This is a genomic window from Streptomyces silaceus (assembly GCF_001419745.1).
Classification (GTDB): domain Bacteria; phylum Actinomycetota; class Actinomycetes; order Streptomycetales; family Streptomycetaceae; genus Streptomyces; species Streptomyces silaceus.
Genome location: NZ_LIRJ01000032.1, coordinates 1 through 18,305 on the forward strand (window position 1 = coordinate 1; position 18,305 = coordinate 18,305).

Annotated in this window: 14 protein-coding genes and 1 tRNA gene; 4 read left to right on the plus strand and 11 right to left on the minus strand. The window is 72.3% G+C overall.

What is annotated here, in order from left to right; genetic code table 11:
* Window positions 1-824: FHA domain-containing protein (locus tag AOK22_RS03340; protein WP_157872166.1), on the plus strand; the 824-nt coding region annotated here is incomplete at its 5' end.
* A gap of 37 nt (window positions 825-861) precedes the next feature.
* On the opposite strand, the gene AOK22_RS03345 is transcribed toward AOK22_RS03340, so the two are convergent.
* Window positions 862-1,821 carry a methyltransferase domain-containing protein gene (locus tag AOK22_RS03345; RefSeq protein WP_055697020.1) on the minus strand — a complete coding sequence of 320 codons (960 nt, stop codon included), beginning with the start codon at window positions 1,819-1,821 and terminating at the stop codon, window positions 862-864.
* Window positions 1,822-1,934: 113 nt separating this feature from the next.
* Between AOK22_RS03345 and AOK22_RS03350 the strand changes: the two genes are divergently transcribed.
* Entirely contained in the window at window positions 1,935-2,348 is a 414-nt protein-coding gene (locus tag AOK22_RS03350; RefSeq protein ID WP_107101839.1) for a globin, read from the plus strand.
* A gap of 144 nt (window positions 2,349-2,492) precedes the next feature.
* Here AOK22_RS03350 and AOK22_RS03355 read toward each other — a convergent pair whose 3' ends face one another.
* The 8 genes from AOK22_RS03355 to AOK22_RS43845 all read right to left on the minus strand — a co-directional run bounded on the left by AOK22_RS03355 (window position 2,493) and on the right by AOK22_RS43845 (window position 11,851).
* A complete protein-coding gene (locus tag AOK22_RS03355; protein WP_055697021.1) occupies window positions 2,493-3,179 on the minus strand; it encodes a DUF8185 domain-containing protein in 687 nt (228 codons plus the stop codon).
* Window positions 3,176-3,610: an acyl-CoA thioesterase gene (locus tag AOK22_RS03360; RefSeq protein ID WP_055697022.1), complete on the minus strand. Its 435-nt coding sequence runs from the start codon at window positions 3,608-3,610 to the stop codon at window positions 3,176-3,178. Before AOK22_RS03360 ends, AOK22_RS03355 begins: the two co-directional genes overlap by 4 nt.
* A 7-nt stretch (window positions 3,611-3,617) precedes the next feature.
* Window positions 3,618-5,282 carry an energy-dependent translational throttle protein EttA gene (gene ettA / locus AOK22_RS03365; protein WP_079036305.1) on the minus strand — a complete coding sequence of 555 codons (1,665 nt, stop codon included), beginning with the start codon at window positions 5,280-5,282 and terminating at the stop codon, window positions 3,618-3,620.
* A gap of 162 nt (window positions 5,283-5,444) precedes the next feature.
* Window positions 5,445-5,945, minus strand: a complete 501-nt coding sequence (locus tag AOK22_RS03370) for a hypothetical protein (RefSeq protein ID WP_055697023.1) — start codon at window positions 5,943-5,945, stop codon at window positions 5,445-5,447.
* Between the two features lie 118 nt (window positions 5,946-6,063).
* A complete protein-coding gene (locus AOK22_RS03375; RefSeq protein ID WP_055697030.1) occupies window positions 6,064-7,455 on the minus strand; it encodes a Cys-Gln thioester bond-forming surface protein in 1,392 nt (463 codons plus the stop codon).
* A gap of 320 nt (window positions 7,456-7,775) precedes the next feature.
* Window positions 7,776-8,222 (minus strand): single-stranded DNA-binding protein, encoded by a 447-nt coding sequence (locus AOK22_RS03380; RefSeq protein WP_055697024.1) that lies wholly within the window; start codon window positions 8,220-8,222, stop codon window positions 7,776-7,778.
* Between the two features lie 144 nt (window positions 8,223-8,366).
* Window positions 8,367-10,193 carry a GTPase gene (locus AOK22_RS03385; protein ID WP_079036308.1) on the minus strand — a complete coding sequence of 609 codons (1,827 nt, stop codon included), beginning with the start codon at window positions 10,191-10,193 and terminating at the stop codon, window positions 8,367-8,369.
* 5 nt (window positions 10,194-10,198) lie between these two features.
* Window positions 10,199-11,851 (minus strand): dynamin family protein, encoded by a 1,653-nt coding sequence (locus tag AOK22_RS43845; protein WP_107101840.1) that lies wholly within the window; start codon window positions 11,849-11,851, stop codon window positions 10,199-10,201.
* 309 nt (window positions 11,852-12,160) lie between these two features.
* Between AOK22_RS43845 and AOK22_RS03395 the strand changes: the two genes are divergently transcribed.
* Window positions 12,161-12,233, plus strand: a tRNA-Arg gene (locus tag AOK22_RS03395).
* A gap of 165 nt (window positions 12,234-12,398) precedes the next feature.
* Complete coding sequence (locus AOK22_RS03400) at window positions 12,399-14,255, plus strand: TerD family protein (RefSeq protein WP_055697026.1); 1,857 nt, start codon at window positions 12,399-12,401, stop codon at window positions 14,253-14,255.
* A 50-nt stretch (window positions 14,256-14,305) separates the two neighbouring features.
* On the opposite strand, the gene AOK22_RS03405 is transcribed toward AOK22_RS03400, so the two are convergent.
* Window positions 14,306-16,216 carry a GMC family oxidoreductase gene (locus AOK22_RS03405; protein ID WP_079036306.1) on the minus strand — a complete coding sequence of 637 codons (1,911 nt, stop codon included), beginning with the start codon at window positions 16,214-16,216 and terminating at the stop codon, window positions 14,306-14,308.
* Window positions 16,209-18,131, minus strand: coding sequence for an AMP-dependent synthetase/ligase (locus AOK22_RS03410; protein ID WP_055697027.1), 1,923 nt, complete (start codon window positions 18,129-18,131; stop codon window positions 16,209-16,211). The genes AOK22_RS03405 and AOK22_RS03410 overlap by 8 nt, the downstream gene beginning before the upstream one ends.
* Between the last annotated feature and the right edge of the window lie 174 nt (window positions 18,132-18,305).

Below are 18,305 nucleotides of genomic sequence, written 5' to 3' on the forward strand. Positions count from 1 at the left end.
GTCAGCAGGGTCCGGGTCAGCCCGGCCCGCAGGCGCCCGGTCAGCCCGGTCCCGGTCAGCCCGGCCCTGGTCAGCCCGGTGCCCCGCAGGCGTTCCAGCAGCCGGGTCCGCCCGCGCCGCCCGCGTTCCCGCAGGAGTCGGGGGCCCCGCAGGGTCCGCCCCCGCCGCCGCCCGGTCCGGGTGGCCCCGGCGGTCCCGGTGGCCCGGGTGCACCTGGTGGCCCGTCCTTCGGTGGCGGAGGCGACGACTGGGTGATCTCCCCGCCGTCGACGCCGGCCCAGGCCGAGCCGTTCCGGCAGGAGCCCTTCCAGCCCGGTCCGCCGCAGGCGGGTCCCCCGCAGGCCGGTCCGCCGCAGCCGCAGGACCCGTTCCAGCAGGGCGCCCCGCAGCCACCGCAGCCCCAGGCCCCGCAGGGTCCGGGCACCTGGACGGCGACGATCGGTCCCGACCGTGAGTACTTCATGGCGATGATGCAGCGCAGCGGCCCCGAGGCATCGGGCCTGAACCTGCCCGCGTACTCGCCGGAGCAGCAGCGTCCGCTGGTCGGCAACCAGATCAGCATCGGCCGCCGCCGGCACTCCACGGGCGACACCCCGGACATCGACCTGTCGGTGCCGCCGGAGGACCCGGGCGTCTCGCACCAGCACGCGGTCCTGGTCCAGCAGCCGGACGGCAGCTGGGCGGTCGTCGACCAGAACTCCACGAACGGCACGACGGTCAACGGCGGCGAGGAGCCCATCCAGCCCTTCGTCCCCGTCCCGCTCCACGACGGCGACCAGGTGCACGTGGGCGCCTGGACGACGATCACGATCCGTCGCGACTGAGATCCGTCGCGACGGAACGACCCGTCGACGCGGGCGGTCACAGTGGCCAGACGTACGGCCCTTCGGGGTCGTCCAGCCAGGCCCACGCGTACCGCCCGCTCACGGTGATCCCGAAGCGCTCGCGCACCGGCCGGCCCTCGCGCTGCCACAGCGCGAGGGCTTCGTGCGGATCGAGGCGGCCCGCGGTCAGCTCCAGCAGGAAGCGGAAGAGCTCGCTCTGCAGGACCCGGCGCGGCAGCCCGCCGATGTGCTGTTCCAGCGGGGCCCTGGCGCTGCCGCCGCGCAGCGGCACGAAATAGGCGGGCGTGTGCAGGAAGCGTCCCTCCGCGTGCCCGGCGTCCCGCACGGTCAGCGCGATCAGGCCGGTGGCCAGCGGCGCGAGGATCCGGGCACCGGGCGTGCACTGGGCGAGCCAGGCCGGGGGCACCGAGGCGAGGGTGCAGGTCGCGATGATCCGGTCGTAGGGCGCGCGCTCGGGGCAGCCCGCCGCGCCGTCGCCGGTCACCACGGCCGGTCGGTACCCGGCGGCGGCCAGGTGCCGGCGCGCGGACTCCGTGATCTCCGGGTCGAGGTCGACGGTCGTGACGCGGTCGTCGCCGAGCCGGTGGGCGAGCAGCGCGGCGTTGTAGCCGGTGCCGGCGCCGATCTCCAGGACGCGGTCCCCGTCGCGTACGTCCAGTTCGTCGAGCATCTTCGCCATCAGGGACGGCTGGCTGCTGGACGACAGGAGCTCCCCGTCGCGCACCCGGGTGGCCAGGGGCGCGTCCGTGTAGACGCCGCGCAGCCAGCGGGCGCGGCGCTCCGGGTCGGGGTCCTCGCCCCAGAGCCGTTCGTGGCCGCCGCCCGCGCTCGCGTAGAAGTACGGCACGAACAGGTGCCGCGGCACGGCCTCGAACGCCGCCCGCCAGGCGGGGGCGCCCTGCCAGGCGCCGCTCGCCTCGATCTCGCGCACGAGGGCGGCGCGGGCCCCGGCCGCGAGTGCAGGGTCGGGTTCCATGGGTCCACTGTGCTGCGCCGTCGCCGCCGATGCGAGTGGCAGAGCGGGATGATCCGGCGGTGATCCGACCAGTGGTCCTAAGCCTTCCGTCCTCGGTCGTCCCGTCTGAGACCATGGACGGTGTGAAAGAGATCCCACACGGCACGCTTCAGGAGCAGACCTTCTACGAGCAGGTCGGCGGCGAGGAGACCTTCCGGCGCCTGGTGCACCTCTTCTACCAGGGGGTCGCGGAGGACCCGCTGCTGCGGCCGATGTACCCGGAGGAGGACCTGGGTCCGGCCGAGGAGCGCCTCGCGCTCTTCCTGATGCAGTACTGGGGCGGCCCGCGCACCTACAGCGACAACCGCGGCCACCCGCGCCTGCGCATGCGGCACGCGCCGTTCACGGTCGACCGCGCCGCCCACGACGCCTGGCTGAAGCACATGCGTACCGCGGTCGACCAGCTCGGCCTCTCCGAGGAGCACGAGCGGACGCTGTGGAACTACCTGACGTACGCGGCGGCGTCGATGGTGAACTCCGAAGGCTGATCCCGGGATCGGCGGCCCGCCCCCCTGAAAGCGTCCGAACGGACCGCTGGAGGGGGGCGGGTACGAGCGCGTACCCGCCTCGACGGCTCACGCGCGCATGACGGGCCCAGGCGGACATGACGGGTTCAGGCGGACATGACGGGCCTACGCGGGCATGACGAGGAGCCCGCCCACTCCGGCCTGCCGGACGACGACGGATCCGAAGTCCGTGCGCAGCCGGAGCCACGCCCCCGAGGACAGCAGGGTCATGGAGTTGCCCCGCAGGAATCCCAGCGCCTGCGCGGCGTGGGCGACCCGGACGGGCAGCCCGGTCGCCCCGATCGACCGGGACCAGATCTCCCGGCCCACCCGGTCGAGCTCGGCCCGCACCCGGCGCTCGGGGGCCAACTCCTCGACCCGCGCCTTGAATTCGGTCACGGCCGCCGCGACCAGGCCCCGCACGGCGTCCATCGCCGGCAGCCCCGGCTCCGCGCGCCAGCCGCCCCGCGGCGGCAGGACCCCGGCCCACGGCGGTCCGGTGACGGCCGGGGGGACGGGGGCGACGCCCGCCGTCTCGACGGACTCCGCGGACTCGGCCACGGACTCCAGGAACTCACCGGCGGAGACGGTGACGTCGAGCGTGGTGTCGAGCCCGTGTTCGTACGGCTTGGCGAGGCGCGCCGTACGGACGGCGAGCACCTCGAACGACGGCGGCCGCCCGAACACGGCGAGCGTGTCCCCGGCGGCCTGCAGCCGCACCGCGGCCGCCCTGTCGTAGTGGATCAGCCGGGCCAGGAAGGCGGTGAGGTCCACCGCCTCCCCGGCGTCGGCGAAGTGCAGCCGCGCGGTCATGCCGCAAGCGCCCCCGCACCGTCGGAGTCGTCGAGGTACTCCTCGAGCACGGCACGCTCCTCGGCGGTGATCCGCCGGGGCCGCTGCGCCTCCAGGTTGAACGGCACGACGACCGTCGAGGCCCGCACGTAGACCTGCTCGGGGTCCTTGACCTCGTACGAGATCGTCAGCGAGGCCGCGCCTATCTTCGTCACCCACGACTCGATGGTGACCGGCTCGTGCCGGTGCACCAACGGCCGTACGTAGTCGATCTCGTGGCGGGCCACGACGGACCCGCCCGAGAACGACGGGCTGCCGTCACCCGGTGCGATACGGAACATGAAGTCGATCCGCGCCTCTTCCAAGTACCGCAGGAAGACCGCGTTGTTGACGTGCCCGAAGGCGTCCATGTCCGACCACCGCATGGGGCAGCTGTAGATATGCCGACTCATGTCAGTGTCAGCCCCGGGTGAGCTTCTTGTAGGTGGCGCGGTGCGGACGGGCCGCGTCCGGGCCGAGGCGCTCGATCTTGTTCTTCTCGTACGCCTCGAAGTTGCCCTCGAACCAGAACCACTTGGAGTCGCCCTCATAGGCGAGGATGTGCGTCGCCACTCGGTCCAGGAACCACCGGTCGTGGGAGACGACCACGGCCGCACCCGGGAACTCCAGGAGCGCGTTCTCCAGGGAGGACAGGGTCTCGACGTCGAGGTCGTTGGTCGGCTCGTCGAGGAGCAGCAGGTTGCCGCCCTGCTTGAGGGTGAGCGCGAGGTTCAGGCGGTTGCGCTCACCGCCGGACAGGACGCCGGCCGGCTTCTGCTGGTCCGGGCCCTTGAAGCCGAAGGCGGAGACGTACGCGCGCGAGGGCATCTCGACCTGGCCGACGTTGATGTAGTCCAGCTCGTCGGAGACGACGGCCCACAGCGTCTTCTTCGGGTCGATGTTGGCGCGGCTCTGGTCGACGTAGGAGATCTTGACCGTCTCGCCGACCTTGATGGTGCCGGAGTCGGGGGTCTCCAGACCCTGGATCATCTTGAAGAGGGTCGTCTTGCCGGCGCCGTTCGGGCCGATGACGCCGACGATGCCGTTGCGCGGCAGCGTGAAGCTCAGGTCGTCGATGAGGACCTTCTCGCCGAAGGCCTTGGAGAGGTTGTTGACCTCGACGACGATGTTGCCCAGGCGCGGACCCGGCGGGATCTGGATCTCCTCGAAGTCCAGCTTCCGCATCTTGTCCGCCTCGGCGGCCATCTCCTCGTAACGGGCGAGACGCGCCTTGGACTTGGCCTGCCGCCCCTTGGCGTTGGACCGCACCCACTCGAGCTCTTCCTTGAGCCGCTTGGCGCGCTTGGCGTCCTTCTGTCCCTCGACCTTGAGACGGGTCTGCTTGGTCTCCAGGTACGTGGAGTAGTTGCCCTCGTAGCCGATGGCACGGCCGCGGTCGAGCTCCAGGATCCAGCCGGCGACGTTGTCGAGGAAGTACCGGTCGTGGGTGACGGCGACGACGGTGCCGGGGTACTTCGCGAGGTGCTGCTCCAGCCACTGCACGGACTCGGCGTCCAGGTGGTTGGTGGGCTCGTCGAGGAGCAGCAGGTCGGGGGCTTCGAGGAGGAGCTTGCAGAGCGCGACGCGGCGCTTCTCGCCACCGGAGAGGTTGGTGACGGGCCAGTCGCCGGGCGGGCAGCCGAGCGCGTCCATGGCCTGCTCGAGCTGGGCGTCCAGGTCCCACGCGTTGGCGTGGTCCAGGTCCTCCTGGAGCTTGCCCATCTCCTCCATGAGCTCGTCGGAGTAGTCGGTGGCCATGAGCTCGGCGACTTCGTTGAAGCGCTTGAGCTTGCCCATGACCTCCTTCGCGCCGTCCTGCACGTTCTCCAGGACCGTCTTGGACTCGTCGAGCGGGGGCTCCTGGAGGAGCATGCCGACGGTGTAGCCGGGCGACAGGAAGGCATCGCCGTTCGACGGCTGCTCGATGCCGGCCATGATCTTCAGCACCGTGGACTTACCGGCGCCGTTCGGACCCACGACACCGATCTTCGCGCCAGGAAGGAAGCTCAAGGTGACATCGTCGAGGATCACCTTGTCGCCGTGCGCCTTGCGCGTCTTGCGCATGGTGTAGATGTACTCAGCCAAGAGAAACCGTCCGGCAATCAGTGAGTGGGCAGATACACCCCATCTTGCCTGACGGCCACCCCCCGGAGGAAACCAGTATGGTCCGGGGCCCGCGACCTGGACCTTCCGAGGCGAGACCAGTAGCCGCCTTGTCACTTTTTGTCGCCGCGGCCCATCGGACCGTCACTCGACAGGGCCGTCGTCGGGATAGCGCGGCGATGCCATGTGCTCCCTCAGGGCCTCCCTCGCGGCGGGGGCGGCATCGCGCACGACGGCGGCATGCTCCACGGGCTTCTCGGCACCCGGCCGCATACCTCTGGTGCGCTTCGCCGCGCCATAGGCGACGATCCGTCGCACCCGCCCGTTGTAGCGCAGCACGCTCTGCGAGTAGGCGACCATCACCTGCTGCTGTTCCGGCCTCATGTGGTGCACGACCGGCAGCACGGTCGTGAGCATCTGCATCGGCAGGTCGGTGGTCGACTCCGCCTTCGCGATCCGGTCCGCGACGTCCAGTTCCAGGACAGCCGCGCGCAGAGCTGCCTTCTCCGCGCGGCGCTGCTCCCGGTCGTTGGCCTCCGCCAGGCGACGCGAGGCGCTACGAGCACCGTAGAAGGCGATCAACGCACCGACCACGGCCCCGAGCACGGACGCCCCGAACGTCGTGACGGCCTCGGTCACCTCCATGGCAGCCCCCTCCCAGAAGACAGGTCCGCCGGCACCCACCTTCTTGCCCTGCGGCGGCCGCCGCCATCGCCCTTTCGTCGTAGGCGGTGACCGCGCAGGAGAGGCCGAGCCCCCTCGCTCAGTCCTCCGTGGAGCTCTCCGGCGGCGTCTGCTTCTTGCGGAGGAGGAAGATCGTCGTGGCGCCCAGGACCACGAAGGCCACGGCGATCGTGGCGATCAGGGGCGTGTTGCTGTTGCTGCCCGTTTCCGCAAGGTCGCCGCCGCCGGTCGTGCCGCCGGCCGACGCGGGGCTCGGTTCCGAGGCGGGCTGGGCCTTGTTGCCGATCGCGCTGCCCTCGGTCCGGCAGTCGAGCACGCCCTTGAAGCGCTTCTCGAAGCCGTTCGGGCCCTTGATCGTGAAGTCGTAGGGCTGGTCCTCCTGCAGCGGGATCGTCACGGTCTGCGACGCCCCCGCCCCGATGGTGTGCTTGAAGCCCATCAGCCGGAAGGTGAACGGCGCGTCGCCCTTGTTGCTCGCCGTGATGTCCACGCCGTCCTTGGCGCAGCTCTTCTCCGCCGACAGCGCGGGGATCGCGCCCTTCTCCGCCCAGTCGGCGGTCGCCGTCGCCGACACCGTCGACTCGCTGGAGCCCGCGAGGATCTGCGTCTGGCTCCTGGTCTCGGAGGTGAAGGCCCGGCCGACCGGCACGGTGGTCGACGCCTGCACGGAGAGCGCCGCCGAGCCGTCGGGGGCGTCCTTCGGCACGTCGAAGTAGAGCCGGCTGCCGTTGCCCGCGGACTTCACGGGCTTGCCGTCCTTGCCGACGATCTTCACGCCGCTCGTCACGGAGTCCACCGGCGGGGTCACCGTCACCGAGTCCGCGTCGGTCCGCACGGTGACCGGGCCGAGACGCTCGCCCGCCCGCCCCGACACGGCGGGCGGTTCGAGCGTGAGCGACGCCTTCGGCTCGGCGGTGTTCCGCGCGCTCTTGTAGAGGTAGTCGGCGAGCTTCTCGGCCTGCGGGTCGACCGCGTCGACCTTCGCGCCGTCGGAGTAGCGCCAGATCGCCACCTGGGTGCCGGCGGCCGCGGTCTGCTCGGTGAGGGAGCGCGCGCCCGCCTTCTCGGCCAGCGCCGCCAGGTCGTTCACCTGCGGGTAGGAGTGCTGCAGGATCCAGCGGATCCTTCCCGCGTCACGGTTGGCGTTCAGCGAGGTGCCGCTCCAGGGGGTCTCCTGGTACTTGGCGTCCTTCTGCGTGGGGTTGTGGACGTCGATGCAGTACGTCTTCAGGGTGCCGCCGCCCTCGACGGACATCTCGAAGAGCCCCGCCGGCACCTCCTGCGAGGTGCCGTTGTCGCGGATGACCGCCTGGTCGTACGTCTGCAGACCGCCCAGCGTCGCGACCGCTCCGCCCCGGTGCTGCGGCACCTCCTCCGCCGCGGCCGCACCGGCGCCGGCTATCGCGCCCATCGCGACCAGCCCCGACGTCACCGTCACGGCGGCGAGACGGGCGGCGCCTCGGCTACGTATGGACAACGCAGAAAACACTGAATTCCCCTCCGGGCGGGACCCGTTGACAACGAGGGGGGTGGTCCCGCCAGCAGATTGAAAGGGGCAGGATCACCTGTCGCGCGCATGGCACATCCTGCCAACTGCCCCGTGAGCTACGTCCGGCATCCTAAGGAAGCGGCACACCACGATCCCCAGTCATGGCATCCGATAACCGATCCGACTCGGAATCGTTATCGCCAACACCCTTTCCGAGCTGGGCTTATCGACAAATCAACGACATCCGTGGCCGATAAGCCGCGCATCGGTCGCCGCCCCCGCCGGGCCGTACTGACGGATCGTCACCCCACGGGCGCGGGCTCCTCGTCCCGCGCCGCCTCCCCGGCGACGCCCTCCCGTTCCGCCACCGGCGCCGTCAGCATCGCGTTGCCCCTGGCCACCCGCCGGAACGCCGCGGTGCCGCGCGACAGGTCGTGGCCGATGGCCAGCGCCTCGATGTCCGCCGACGTCCAGTGCTGGCCGCCGCGCTCCTCGTCGCGCACCTTCAACCGGCCCTGCACGATGACCGGTTCACCCACCGCCAGCGACCCCTGCACGTTCGTGCCGAGCGCCCGCCAGGCCCACACCGTGAAGAAGTTGGTGTGCCCGTCGTTCCACGCGTTCTTCGCCGCGTCGTAGTACCGCGACGTCACCGCCAGCCGGAACCGCGCCACCGGCCCCGTCGGCAGCTCCCGGTACACCGGCGTCGTCGCCACGTTCCCCACCACTGTCACCAGCGTCTCGTTCATGCCTGGTCCTCCCCCGTGTCAGCTGTCGCCGCCGCGCCGTCCGCGGCCGCCCCCTCAGACTGCACGGGCCGGGCCGATCCCGCTGAGCCCTGTGTGCTACCCACCGGTTGTGGAAAACTCCGTCACCCTGACGGGGCACACCCCTCACCCCAACGGCGCTCGCGCCGCCCCCGTCACCCGCACGTACTGCTCCCTGACCTCCCGGTACCGCAGCAGCTCCGCCGCCACCGGATCCAGGACCCGCGCCCGCCCGCACCCGGCCGCCGCCTCCCGCAGCCGCCGTTCCGCCTCGTGGCCGTACCGGCGCGCGGGCCCCCGCGCCGCCATCCGGCTCGCCCACTCCACACACGGACCGCCCACGATGCCCGCCAGCATCAGCAGCACCGGCACGCCCAGGTTCGGCTGGGCGATCCCGATGATCTGCCCCACCAGCCAGAGCCCGCCGACGACCTGCAGCAGCGTCATCGCGGCCTGCGCGAGGACCGCGACCGGCCACCAGCCGGGCCGCGGCGGGCGCCCGGTCGGCACCGCCGTCACCGCCAGCTCGTCGAGCGCCTCGGGCAGCCCTTCCGCACCGCGCACCGCCGCCTCCCGCACGGCCTGCCCCCACGGCGCGGGCAGGCCCGTCGCCGCCTCGTCGGCCACCGTGCGCACGGCGTGCTCCACGCGCTGGCGCGCCGTCGCCTCCTCGTCCACCGGCGCCTGCGCGACCGGCCCGAGCGCACCCTGCGGCGAGCGCTGCGCCTCGTACCACCGCCACAGCCGCAGCCAGGGGTCGCCGCACGCCTTGCCCGCGTTCCTGCGCCAGGCCCGCTCCGCGGCGTCGCCCGCCGCGGCCGCGCCCACGGCGTCCGCGAGCCGGCCGGCGAACTCCTCGCGCGCCTCCTCGCTGAGCCCGATGCGGCCCCCGCCGCGGCCCGGCTGCGCCCCGGCGACGTAGACCGGACGCAGTCGTTCCGCGGCGGCGTCCACGTCCGCGGAGATCCGGCGGGCTGCGGCGCCCCGCTCCTGCGTGAACTGGCCGAGCGCCTCGCGCAGTTCGCCCAGTCCGTCGCCGGTCAGCGCGGAGAGCGCGAGCACCGTGGCGCCCGGTTCGCCGTGCTCGCCGAGCGCGATGCCGTCCTCGTCGAGGAGGCGGCGCAGGTCGTCGAGGACCTGGTCGGCGGCGTCCCCGGGGAGACGGTCGATCTGGTTGAGCACCACGAAGGTGACCTCGGCGTGGCCCGCCATGGGCCGCAGATACCGCTCGTGGAGCATCGCGTCGGCGTACTTCTCCGGGTCGACGACCCAGATGACGGCGTCCACGAGGGCCAGGATCCGGTCGACCTGCTCGCGGTGCTCGCCGACCGCGGAGTCGTGGTCGGGCAGATCGACCAGGACGAGCCCCTGGAGTTCGTCGGCGCCGGCTCCCTGGAGCGGGCGCCTGCGCAGCCGTCCGGGAATGCCGAGCCGGTCGAGGAGGCCCGCGGCGCCGTCCGTCCAGCTGCACCCGATGGGCGCGGCGGTGGTCGGCCTGCGGACCCCCGTCTCCGAGATCATCACGCCGGCGAGCGCGTTGAAGAGCGTCGACTTGCCGCTTCCGGTGGCGCCCGCGATGGCGACGACGGTGTGCCGTTCGGAGAGCCTGCGCCGCGTGGCGGCCTCGTCCAGGACGCGGCCCGCCTCGGCGAGCGTCCCGCTGTCGAGCCGGGTGCGGGACAGCCCGACGAGTTCGCGCAGCGCGTCCAGTCGGGCGCGCAGGGGTCCTTCGTACGTGGGAGACGCGGGGGACGTGGGAGACGAGGGCGTGCCGGAGGGGACGTACGCGCGCGTGCCGGTGCCCTGATCGGTGTCCGCGGCGCGCGCGCCCCTGCCGACGCGCCGCGCGATGAGCCCGTCGTCCCAGGCCCCTTCGGGCCCGTTCCCGGAGCGCTCGTCGCGATCGGCCGGGTCGCTGGGGTTGACGTGATCGTGATCAGTGACGGCGGTCACCGCGGTCACCTCTCCTTCTGCAGTACGGACAGGGCGGCGATCAGTTCGGCCTGGGGTTCGGGGTGCACGTCGAGGGCGTCCAGGGGGGCGAGGCGGCGCTCCCGCTCGGCGCCGAGGACCTTCTCCAGGTAGTCGGTGAGCAGGCGTCCGCCGCGGTCGCGCAGCCGGACCGCGCCCTGGGCGCCGATCCGTTCGGCGAGGATCTCCCCCGCCGCGCGGGCCCGGCGCCCGCCGAGCAGGGCCGTGGCCAGCAGCGCGGCGACGACTTCGGGGTCGGGCAGCGCGTTCTTGTCGACGCGCTCCAGGCCGCGCACCTCTTCCTCGGCGTACTCCTCGAGGACGCGTCGCCAGCGGCGGACGGCCATGCCGATGCGGTGCTCGGCGCTCTCCGCCTGCGGGTCCCGGTCGGCGAGGCCGGGCGCGCCCGCCGCCGGTTCACGGCGCCAGGCCTCGTCGATGCGCTCGTCGGCAGCGGTGACGGCGCACAGCAGGAGCGCCTCCAGGCTCTCGACGATGGCGTCGAGGAGTTCGCCCGCGCCGCAGTCGAGGGGGTAGCTGCGCCACCGCTTCAGGGCGTCGCCGGCGAGCACCCCGCCCGCCTGCAGACGGCCACGCACGCGCGCGTGCTCGTTCTCGTACGCCTCGTCGACGGCGGCGGTGAGCCGCAGCGCGGCCGCGTACTGGGCGGCGACGGCGCCCGCGAGTTCGGGCATCCGGGAGCCGAGGGAGCCGATGACGCCGTGCGCGGTGCGGGAGACGGCCTGGGCGCGGGCCGTGGGGTCCTGCACGCGATGGGTGAGCCAGGCGCGCAGCGGCGCGACGGCGGTGGCGGGCAGGAGGCCGCCGCCGCCCGCGGACTCGGGCAGTTCGGGGACGGTGAAGCGCGGTACGTCGCCGAGGCCGGCCTTGGCGAGCAGGGCTCCGTACTGCCGCGACACCTCGGTGACCACCTGGTGGGGGACGCGGTCGAGGACGGTGACGAGGGTGGCGTCGTGCTCCTTGGCGGTACGCAGCAGGTGCCAGGGCACGGCGTCGGCGTACCGCGAAGCCGTCGTGACCATCACCCATACGTCGGCGGCGGAGATCAGTTCGGCGGCCAGGACGCGGTTGTCGGCGACGAGCGAGTCGACGTCGGGCGCGTCGAGGAGGGCGAGGCCGCGGGGCAGGCTCGGCGCGGTCTCGATGCGCAGGGCGCGCTCGTGCTCGTGGACGGCGGCCAGCACGTCCTCGTCGTCGTCCGCCTCCCCGTCTCCCTCGGCGCCGTCCGGGTCCTCCTGCTGGGGCATCCACACGCGCGTGAGGTCGGGCAGGACACGCATTCCCGCGAACCAGTGGTGGTCGTCGGGGTGACAGACGAGGACCGGGGTGCGCGTGGTGGGCCGCAGCACCCCCGCCTCGCTTACCTGTCGCCCGACGAGGGAGTTCACGAGCGTGGACTTGCCGGCCCCGGTGGATCCGCCGACAACGGCGAGAAGCGGCGCTTCGGGCGCCTTGAGCCGGGGCACCAAGTAGTCGTCGAGCTGCGCCAGCAACTCGTCACGGTTGGCACGCGCGCGTGGCGCCCCTGGCAGGGGGAGCGGAAAGCGTGCGGCGGCGACGCGCTCGCGCAGGGCGGAGAGTGCGTCAAGCAATTGAGGCCGTACGTCCAAGGTCACCACATGTGAAGAATGCCCAATTTTAACGGCTTTCTGAAGCATATGGACGCCTCTGCGCGCCGATCGGACACAGGGGACGGAAGGGGCGACTGGGGCGCAGGCATAACGAGTGCACAACACCCGGGGCGTGAGACGCCAAAAGCGATGCGAGATTCGTACCTGCCTGCGATTATCAGGACCGCTTCACTGAACCTCCACATCACGGCGCGGACGCGAAGCACCAGGGACAGGGACCCGGGAGCCCTATCCTTGTCCCCGGCAAGGTCACGGATCTCCCCCACATCCGGACTCCATGCCACCCGGCCACACCCGGCCCCCGTAGCTCAGTGGATAGAGCAGGCGCCTTCTAAGCGCTTGGCCGCAGGTTCGAGTCCTGCCGGGGGCGCTCTTGCTCGTACGAGATTCGAGGTCCGGCCCTCCCCAAGGGAGGGCCTTTTTGCTGGCCTCCCGCACGCCGAGCCCGCCTGGCGAAAGCGTCCAGTCTTCACATATCTGTGTAAATGGTCATCCAGGTTGATGGAACAGTTGATTCCGCACCATCCTTGCGGACATGGCCGCTCCCTCCCCCGCCCTCTCCGACCTGCGTGACTACGCCTACGACTGGGCGCTCGTGGACGTGGAGACCTCAGGGCTCATCGCCCGGCGCGACCGTGTGCTGTCGATCGCCGTCGTGACCATCGGGCGGGACGGCGAGCAGACCGGCGAGTTCTCGACACTGCTCGATCCCGGGTGTGACCCGGGGCCTGCGCACGTGCACGGCCTGACCGCCGAGCGTCTGCGTGGGGCGCCGACTTTCGAGCAGGTCGCGGACCGGGTCGGGTCGCTGTTGCGGGACCGGGTCCTGGTGGCCCACAACGCGCAGTTCGACTACGACTTCCTGGCCCACGAATTCGCGCGGGCCCGCGCCTACCTGCCGGTCTCGCAGCGGCTGTGCACCCTCGCCCTCAACCGGCAGGTGGACCTCCCGGTCGGAGACATGAAGCTGGGTACGCTGGCTGCCCACTACGGCGTACCGCAGGGCCGGGCACACGACGCGCTGGAGGACACCCGGGTACTGGCCGGCATCTTCCGAGCCACGCTGCGGGAGGCCGCTCGGCTCGACCTGCCGCTGCCCCTCGTGCCCTGCCCGCCGCGGCAGGACTCCCGGTTCGCGCCCAAGCCCCCGAAGACACCGTGCGCGTACCGCAATCCGGGGCGCCTGCAGCCCGGCGGCCCGCTCCTCCAGGGCATGAAGACGGCCATCACCGGAGAGACCTCGACCTCACGCGCCGAGCTCGTCGCGCGAGGAGCCGCGGCCGGGCTGAACATGGTGTCCTCGGTCAGCCGTCACACCAGCGTGCTGGTCACCAACGACTCCATGTCCGGGTCCGCCAAGGCCCGGCGCGCCGTCGCCGAGGGTGTGCCGGTCATCGACGAGCCCATGTTCCTCCGGCTGCTCGGCGACGTGCGGTCCGGGGCGCTCCACCAGGCGCCCGCGCCGGAAGCCGCCGCACCGTCTCCGGAGGCCGCAGCGCCCGCGCCGGAGGCGGCTGTGCCGGCCCCTCGTCGGCCGGAACGCGCCGAGACCTCGTCGGCGGACAGGCCGCTGGCCGGACAGCGGGTGCTCGTCCTGGGCGGTACGCACGCCGACGCGGTCGCCGCCCGCACGCGTGTCGTCGAACTCGGAGGGTCCGCCGCCGTCAACCTCTCGTGCAGCGTCACCGATGTCGTCGTCCTGGCCGGAGGCGAATTCGACCGCCGTCGGCGCCGGATCGCGGACCTGGGGCTTCCCCTGCATGACGAGCACTGGCTGGACGCGCCGACGGCCGCCGCGGACCCGGCGGCTGGAACCCCGGACGACGAGGAGGCGACCGTCCGGCCACCCGCGCCGCACGTGCTCCCGCGCGGCGGTGTCCTCGATCTGCCCGCGCCGCCGTCCGGAACTCCCGCGCCCTTGTGGCACGTCACCGCGACCTGGGCTCCGCAGGACCGCTGCGAGATCGACGTCGTCGCCTTCGTGCTCGACGAGGACGAACAGGTCACCCTCGACGAGGACTTCGTGTTCTACGGCGCTCCGGAGAACCCCGCGGGAACGGTGCGGCTCCTTACGGACGGCCCTGCCGAACAGACCATCGCCATCGACTTCGCCTCGCTCCCGCCCGCCTCGCGCAAGGTCGTCGTCGCGGCCGCGATCGACGGAGAGGTGACCTTCGGGGACGTCGGCGCGGTCCAGGCCGCCGTCGCTCCCGGCAGCGGCGCCGCCCCGCTGGCACGGGCAACCCTCGACGCCGCCACCACCGAACGGACACTGCTTCTCGCCGAGCTCTACCGCCGCGGGCCGGTATGGCGCTGCCGTGCCGTGGGGCAGGGATACGACCACGGACTCGCCGAGCTCGCCCGCGGCTACTCCGTCGACATCACCGACTGAACGGTCGCCGGCCCTTCAGCGCTGTGGACAGTGCGTCCGCCCGCGTACCGTCACGGCAGCCGCAACTCCCCATAAGCCCCCGCCGGCACCACCGGGCTCCGTGGTGCGACCGCAGGCACGCGTGCGTAGGGGGCGTCCTGCGGTGGGCGGACGTCGGGTTCGCCCTTGTTCGGCCAGTGGGCCATCGCCCGTTCCGCCTGGGCCGTGATCGTCAGGGACGGGTTCACTCCCAGGTTCGCCGAGACCGAGGAGCCGTCGACCACCGAGATTCCGGGGTGGCCGAACAGGCGGTGGTACGGGTCCACCACGCCCTCCGACGCGGACGCGCCGATCGGGCAGCCGCCCAGGAAGTGGGCGGTCAGGGGCTTGTTCACCAGTTCGCCGAGGTTGGTGCCCGGGTAGCCGCCGATGCGGTCGGCGACGAGCTTCGCCGCCTGCCAGCCCTCCTCGATGTGCACGGGGTTGGGGGCGCCGTGGCCCTGGTCGGCGGTGAGCAGTCCGCGTCTACCGAGGCGGGTGGTCAGGGAGTTGTCGTGGGTCTGCATGACCAGGCCGATGATCGTCCGCTCCGACCAGCGGCGCGTCGACGCGACCCGGGCGACCAGGAGCGGGTGGGAGAGGAACGCGAGCGCGGCGGCCACGGGCTTGGGGAGGTCCTGGCGGTACTGCGGGACGCAGATCAGTGCCATCAGGTTGGAGCCCTTGCCGTAACGGACGTTCTCGATGTGGGTGGTGGGGTTCGGGTGGATGGAGGAGGTGATGGCGACGCCGTGCGTGAAGTCCAGGGGGCGCCCCGCCCCGCGCCGCTCGCCCCGCGATCTCCGGTAGCGGCGCGGGAAGGTCACCGCGCCCACCAGCGCCTCGGAGTTGGTGCGGGTGAGGCGGCCGAGGCGGTCGGAGAGGCCGGGCAGCAGACCCGTGTCCTTCATGCGGTGCAGGAGGGTCTGGGTGCCGTACGTGCCGGCGGCGAGGACCACGTGGCGGGCGCGCAGGGTGGTGCGCGGGCCCCTGCGGCGCCTGTCCGTGGGGGCGGTCACCACCTCGAAGGCCACCTCGCCGCCACTGTCCTCCCGGGGGCGGCCGCCCTCGCGACGGCCGCTCTCCCCGCCACCGTCCGGTGCCGTCGTCTCCCGTACCGACAGCACCGTCGTCATCGGGCGGATCTCCGCGCCCGCCCGCTCGGCCAGATGCAGATAGTTCTCCACGAGGGTGTTCTTGGCGCCGACGCGGCAGCCCGTCATGCAGGAGCCGCACTCGGTGCAGGGCGTGCGCGCGGGGCCCGCGCCTCCGAAGTAGGGATCGGGAACTTCCGCGCCGTTGCCGTCCGTTGACCCAGTGGTGCCGGTGGCGCCACCGGCCCCGCCACGGTCACCTTCGCCTCGCCCGCCTCCAGGACCCTGTCCGCCCTCGGGCCCTCCCGCGTCCCGGCCGTCCCCGAAGAACACGCCCACCGGGGTGAGCCCGAAGGTCTCCCCCACGCCCATCCGTTCGGCCGCGGCCCGCAGGTGTTCGTCCGCCTCGGTCGTGGTCGGGTTCCCGCGCACGCCCAGCATGCGCCGCGCCTGGTCGTAGTAGGGGGCGAGTTCCGCCTGCCAGTCGGTGATGTGCGCCCACTGCGCGTCCTGGAAGAAGGCGGGCGGCGGGACGTACAGCGTGTTCGCGTAGGTGAGCGAGCCGCCGCCGACCCCGGCGCCCGCGAGGACCATGACGTTGCGCAGCAGGTGGATGCGCTGGATGCCGTAGAGGCCGAGCGCGGGCGCCCACAGATATCGGCGCAGGTCCCAGGACGTGCGCGGCAGCGTGTCGCGCGTGAAGCGGCGGCCCGCCTCCAGGACGCCGACGCGGTAGCCCTTCTCGGTCAGGCGCAGGGCGGCCACCGAGCCGCCAAAGCCCGAGCCGACGACGATCACGTCGTAGTCGCAGGCCGGCACACCCGCCGCGGGCGGCGTCGCCTCACTCACCGTAGAGCGCCTCGATCTCCGCCGCGTACGCCGCCGTCACCGCGTGCCGTTTGATCTTCAGGGACGGGGTGAGCAGGCCGTTGTCCTCCGTGAACTCGCCCTCGACGACCGCGAACCTGCGGATCGACTCGGCCCTGGACACCGCCGCGTTGGCGTGGTCCACGGCCTTCTGGATCTCGGCGATCATCTTCGGGTCGCGCGCGAGGTCCGCGAGCGGGGTGTCCTTGGGGCGTTTGCGTACGGCGAGCCAGTGCTCGACGGCCTCGGGGTCCAGGGTGACGAGCGCGGCGACGTACGAGCGGTTGTCGCCGACGACGATGCACTGGCCGACCGGTGCGCGGCTGCGCAGGCGGTCCTCCAGGACGGCGGGCGAGACGTTCTTGCCGCCGGAGGTGACGATGATGTCCTTCTTGCGGCCGGTGATCGTGAGGTAGCCGTCCTGGTCGAGCGCGCCCAGGTCGCCGGTCGCGAACCAGCCGCCGGTCAGCACCGCGTCCGTGGCCGCCGGGTTGTTCCAGTACGAGCCGAAGACGATGCCGCCCTTGATCAGCACCTCCCCGTCGTCGGCGATGCGGACGGCCGTGCCGGGCACGGGCAGGCCGACCGTGCCGGGGCGGGGCCGCAGCGGCGGGGTGATCGTGGCGGCCGCCGTGGTCTCGGTGAGGCCGTACCCCTCGTAGATGACGATTCCGGCGGCGTAGAAGAAGAGGTTGAGGTTGCGGTCCAGGGGCGAGCCGCCGCTGATCGCGTAGCGCAGCCGGCCGCCGACCTCCTTGCGGATGCGGCGGTAGACGAGGAGTTCGTACAGCGCCCAGCCGGCGCGGAGACCGAGGGACGGGCCGGGGCCGCTCCTGTCGAGGAACCTGTTCAGGTACGCCTCGCCGAAGCGCACCGCGATCCGCTCGGCGCGGTCGAAGGAGGCGCCGCGGCCGATCTTCTCGGCGGTCGCCCGTCCGGTGTCGTGGATCTTCTCGAAGAGGTACGGCACACCGACGACGAAGGTCGGCCTGAACGACCGGAGTTCCGGGCGGAGTTCGTCGGGCTTGATGCTGGGGCAGTGGCCGAGCTCGATGCGGGCGAGCAGGCAGGCGATCTGGATGGTGCGGCCCAGGATGTGCGCGAGCGGCAGGAACAGGAGCGTGGAGGCGACCTGCCCGGTGATCTCCTTGAAGATGGGGTGGAGGAGGTCGACGGTGTTCGCCGCCTCCGCGTGCAGATTGCCGTGCGTGAGGACGCAGCCCTTGGGGCGGCCCGTGGTGCCCGAGGTGTAGCAGAGCGTGGCGATGGAGTCGGGGGTGAGCGCGGAGCGCCGCTTGGTCACCTCCTCGTCCGACAACTCGATTCCCAGGGAGGTCAGTTCGGCCAACGCCCCGCCGTCGAGGTGCCGGATGCGCGGCGGGGCGTCGAGTGCGCGGACGGCCTCCTCGGCGGTGGCCGCGTTCTCCGCCGTCTCGGCGACGAACAGGCGGGCGCCGGAGTCCCGGACGATCCACTCGATCTGCTCCGCCGACGACGTGGCGTAGACGGGCACGGTCTGGCCGCCCGCCGCCCAGATCGCGAAGTCGAGGACCGCCCATTCGTAGCGGGTGCGCGACATCAGGGCGACGCGGCCGCCGGGTTCGAGGCCGTCGGCGATCAGCCCCTTGGCCGCCTCGGTGACTTCGCGCGCGAAGGCGGCGGCGGTGACGGGGTGCCACCGGCCGGACCGCTTGCGGCGCAGGACCACGGCGTCGGGCGCCTCCGCCGCGTTGGTGAACGGGATGTCGGCGGTGCTGCCCGCCGTGGCTCTCGGCACGAGGGCGGGGGCACGGGCCTCGCGCACGGTGCCGTGCTCGTCCCTGACGAGTTCGACCTTGCCGCGCTCCGCCAGGTCGCTGCGGCGTTGCGCCCTTTTCAGATCCTTGCGTACGCCCATGACGGCTCCCCGGCTCCCGGTTCCCAGCGATGTGCGGGTGTGCGGTGTTGCTCGGCACGTACTCGGTACTTACTCGGAGGTCAACTTACCGACCCGTAAGGAAAATTCAATGGGTCGGACAGGACCGGACCCCACTCCCCACTCCCCCCTTCACCCGGCTCCCGGCTCCCGGCT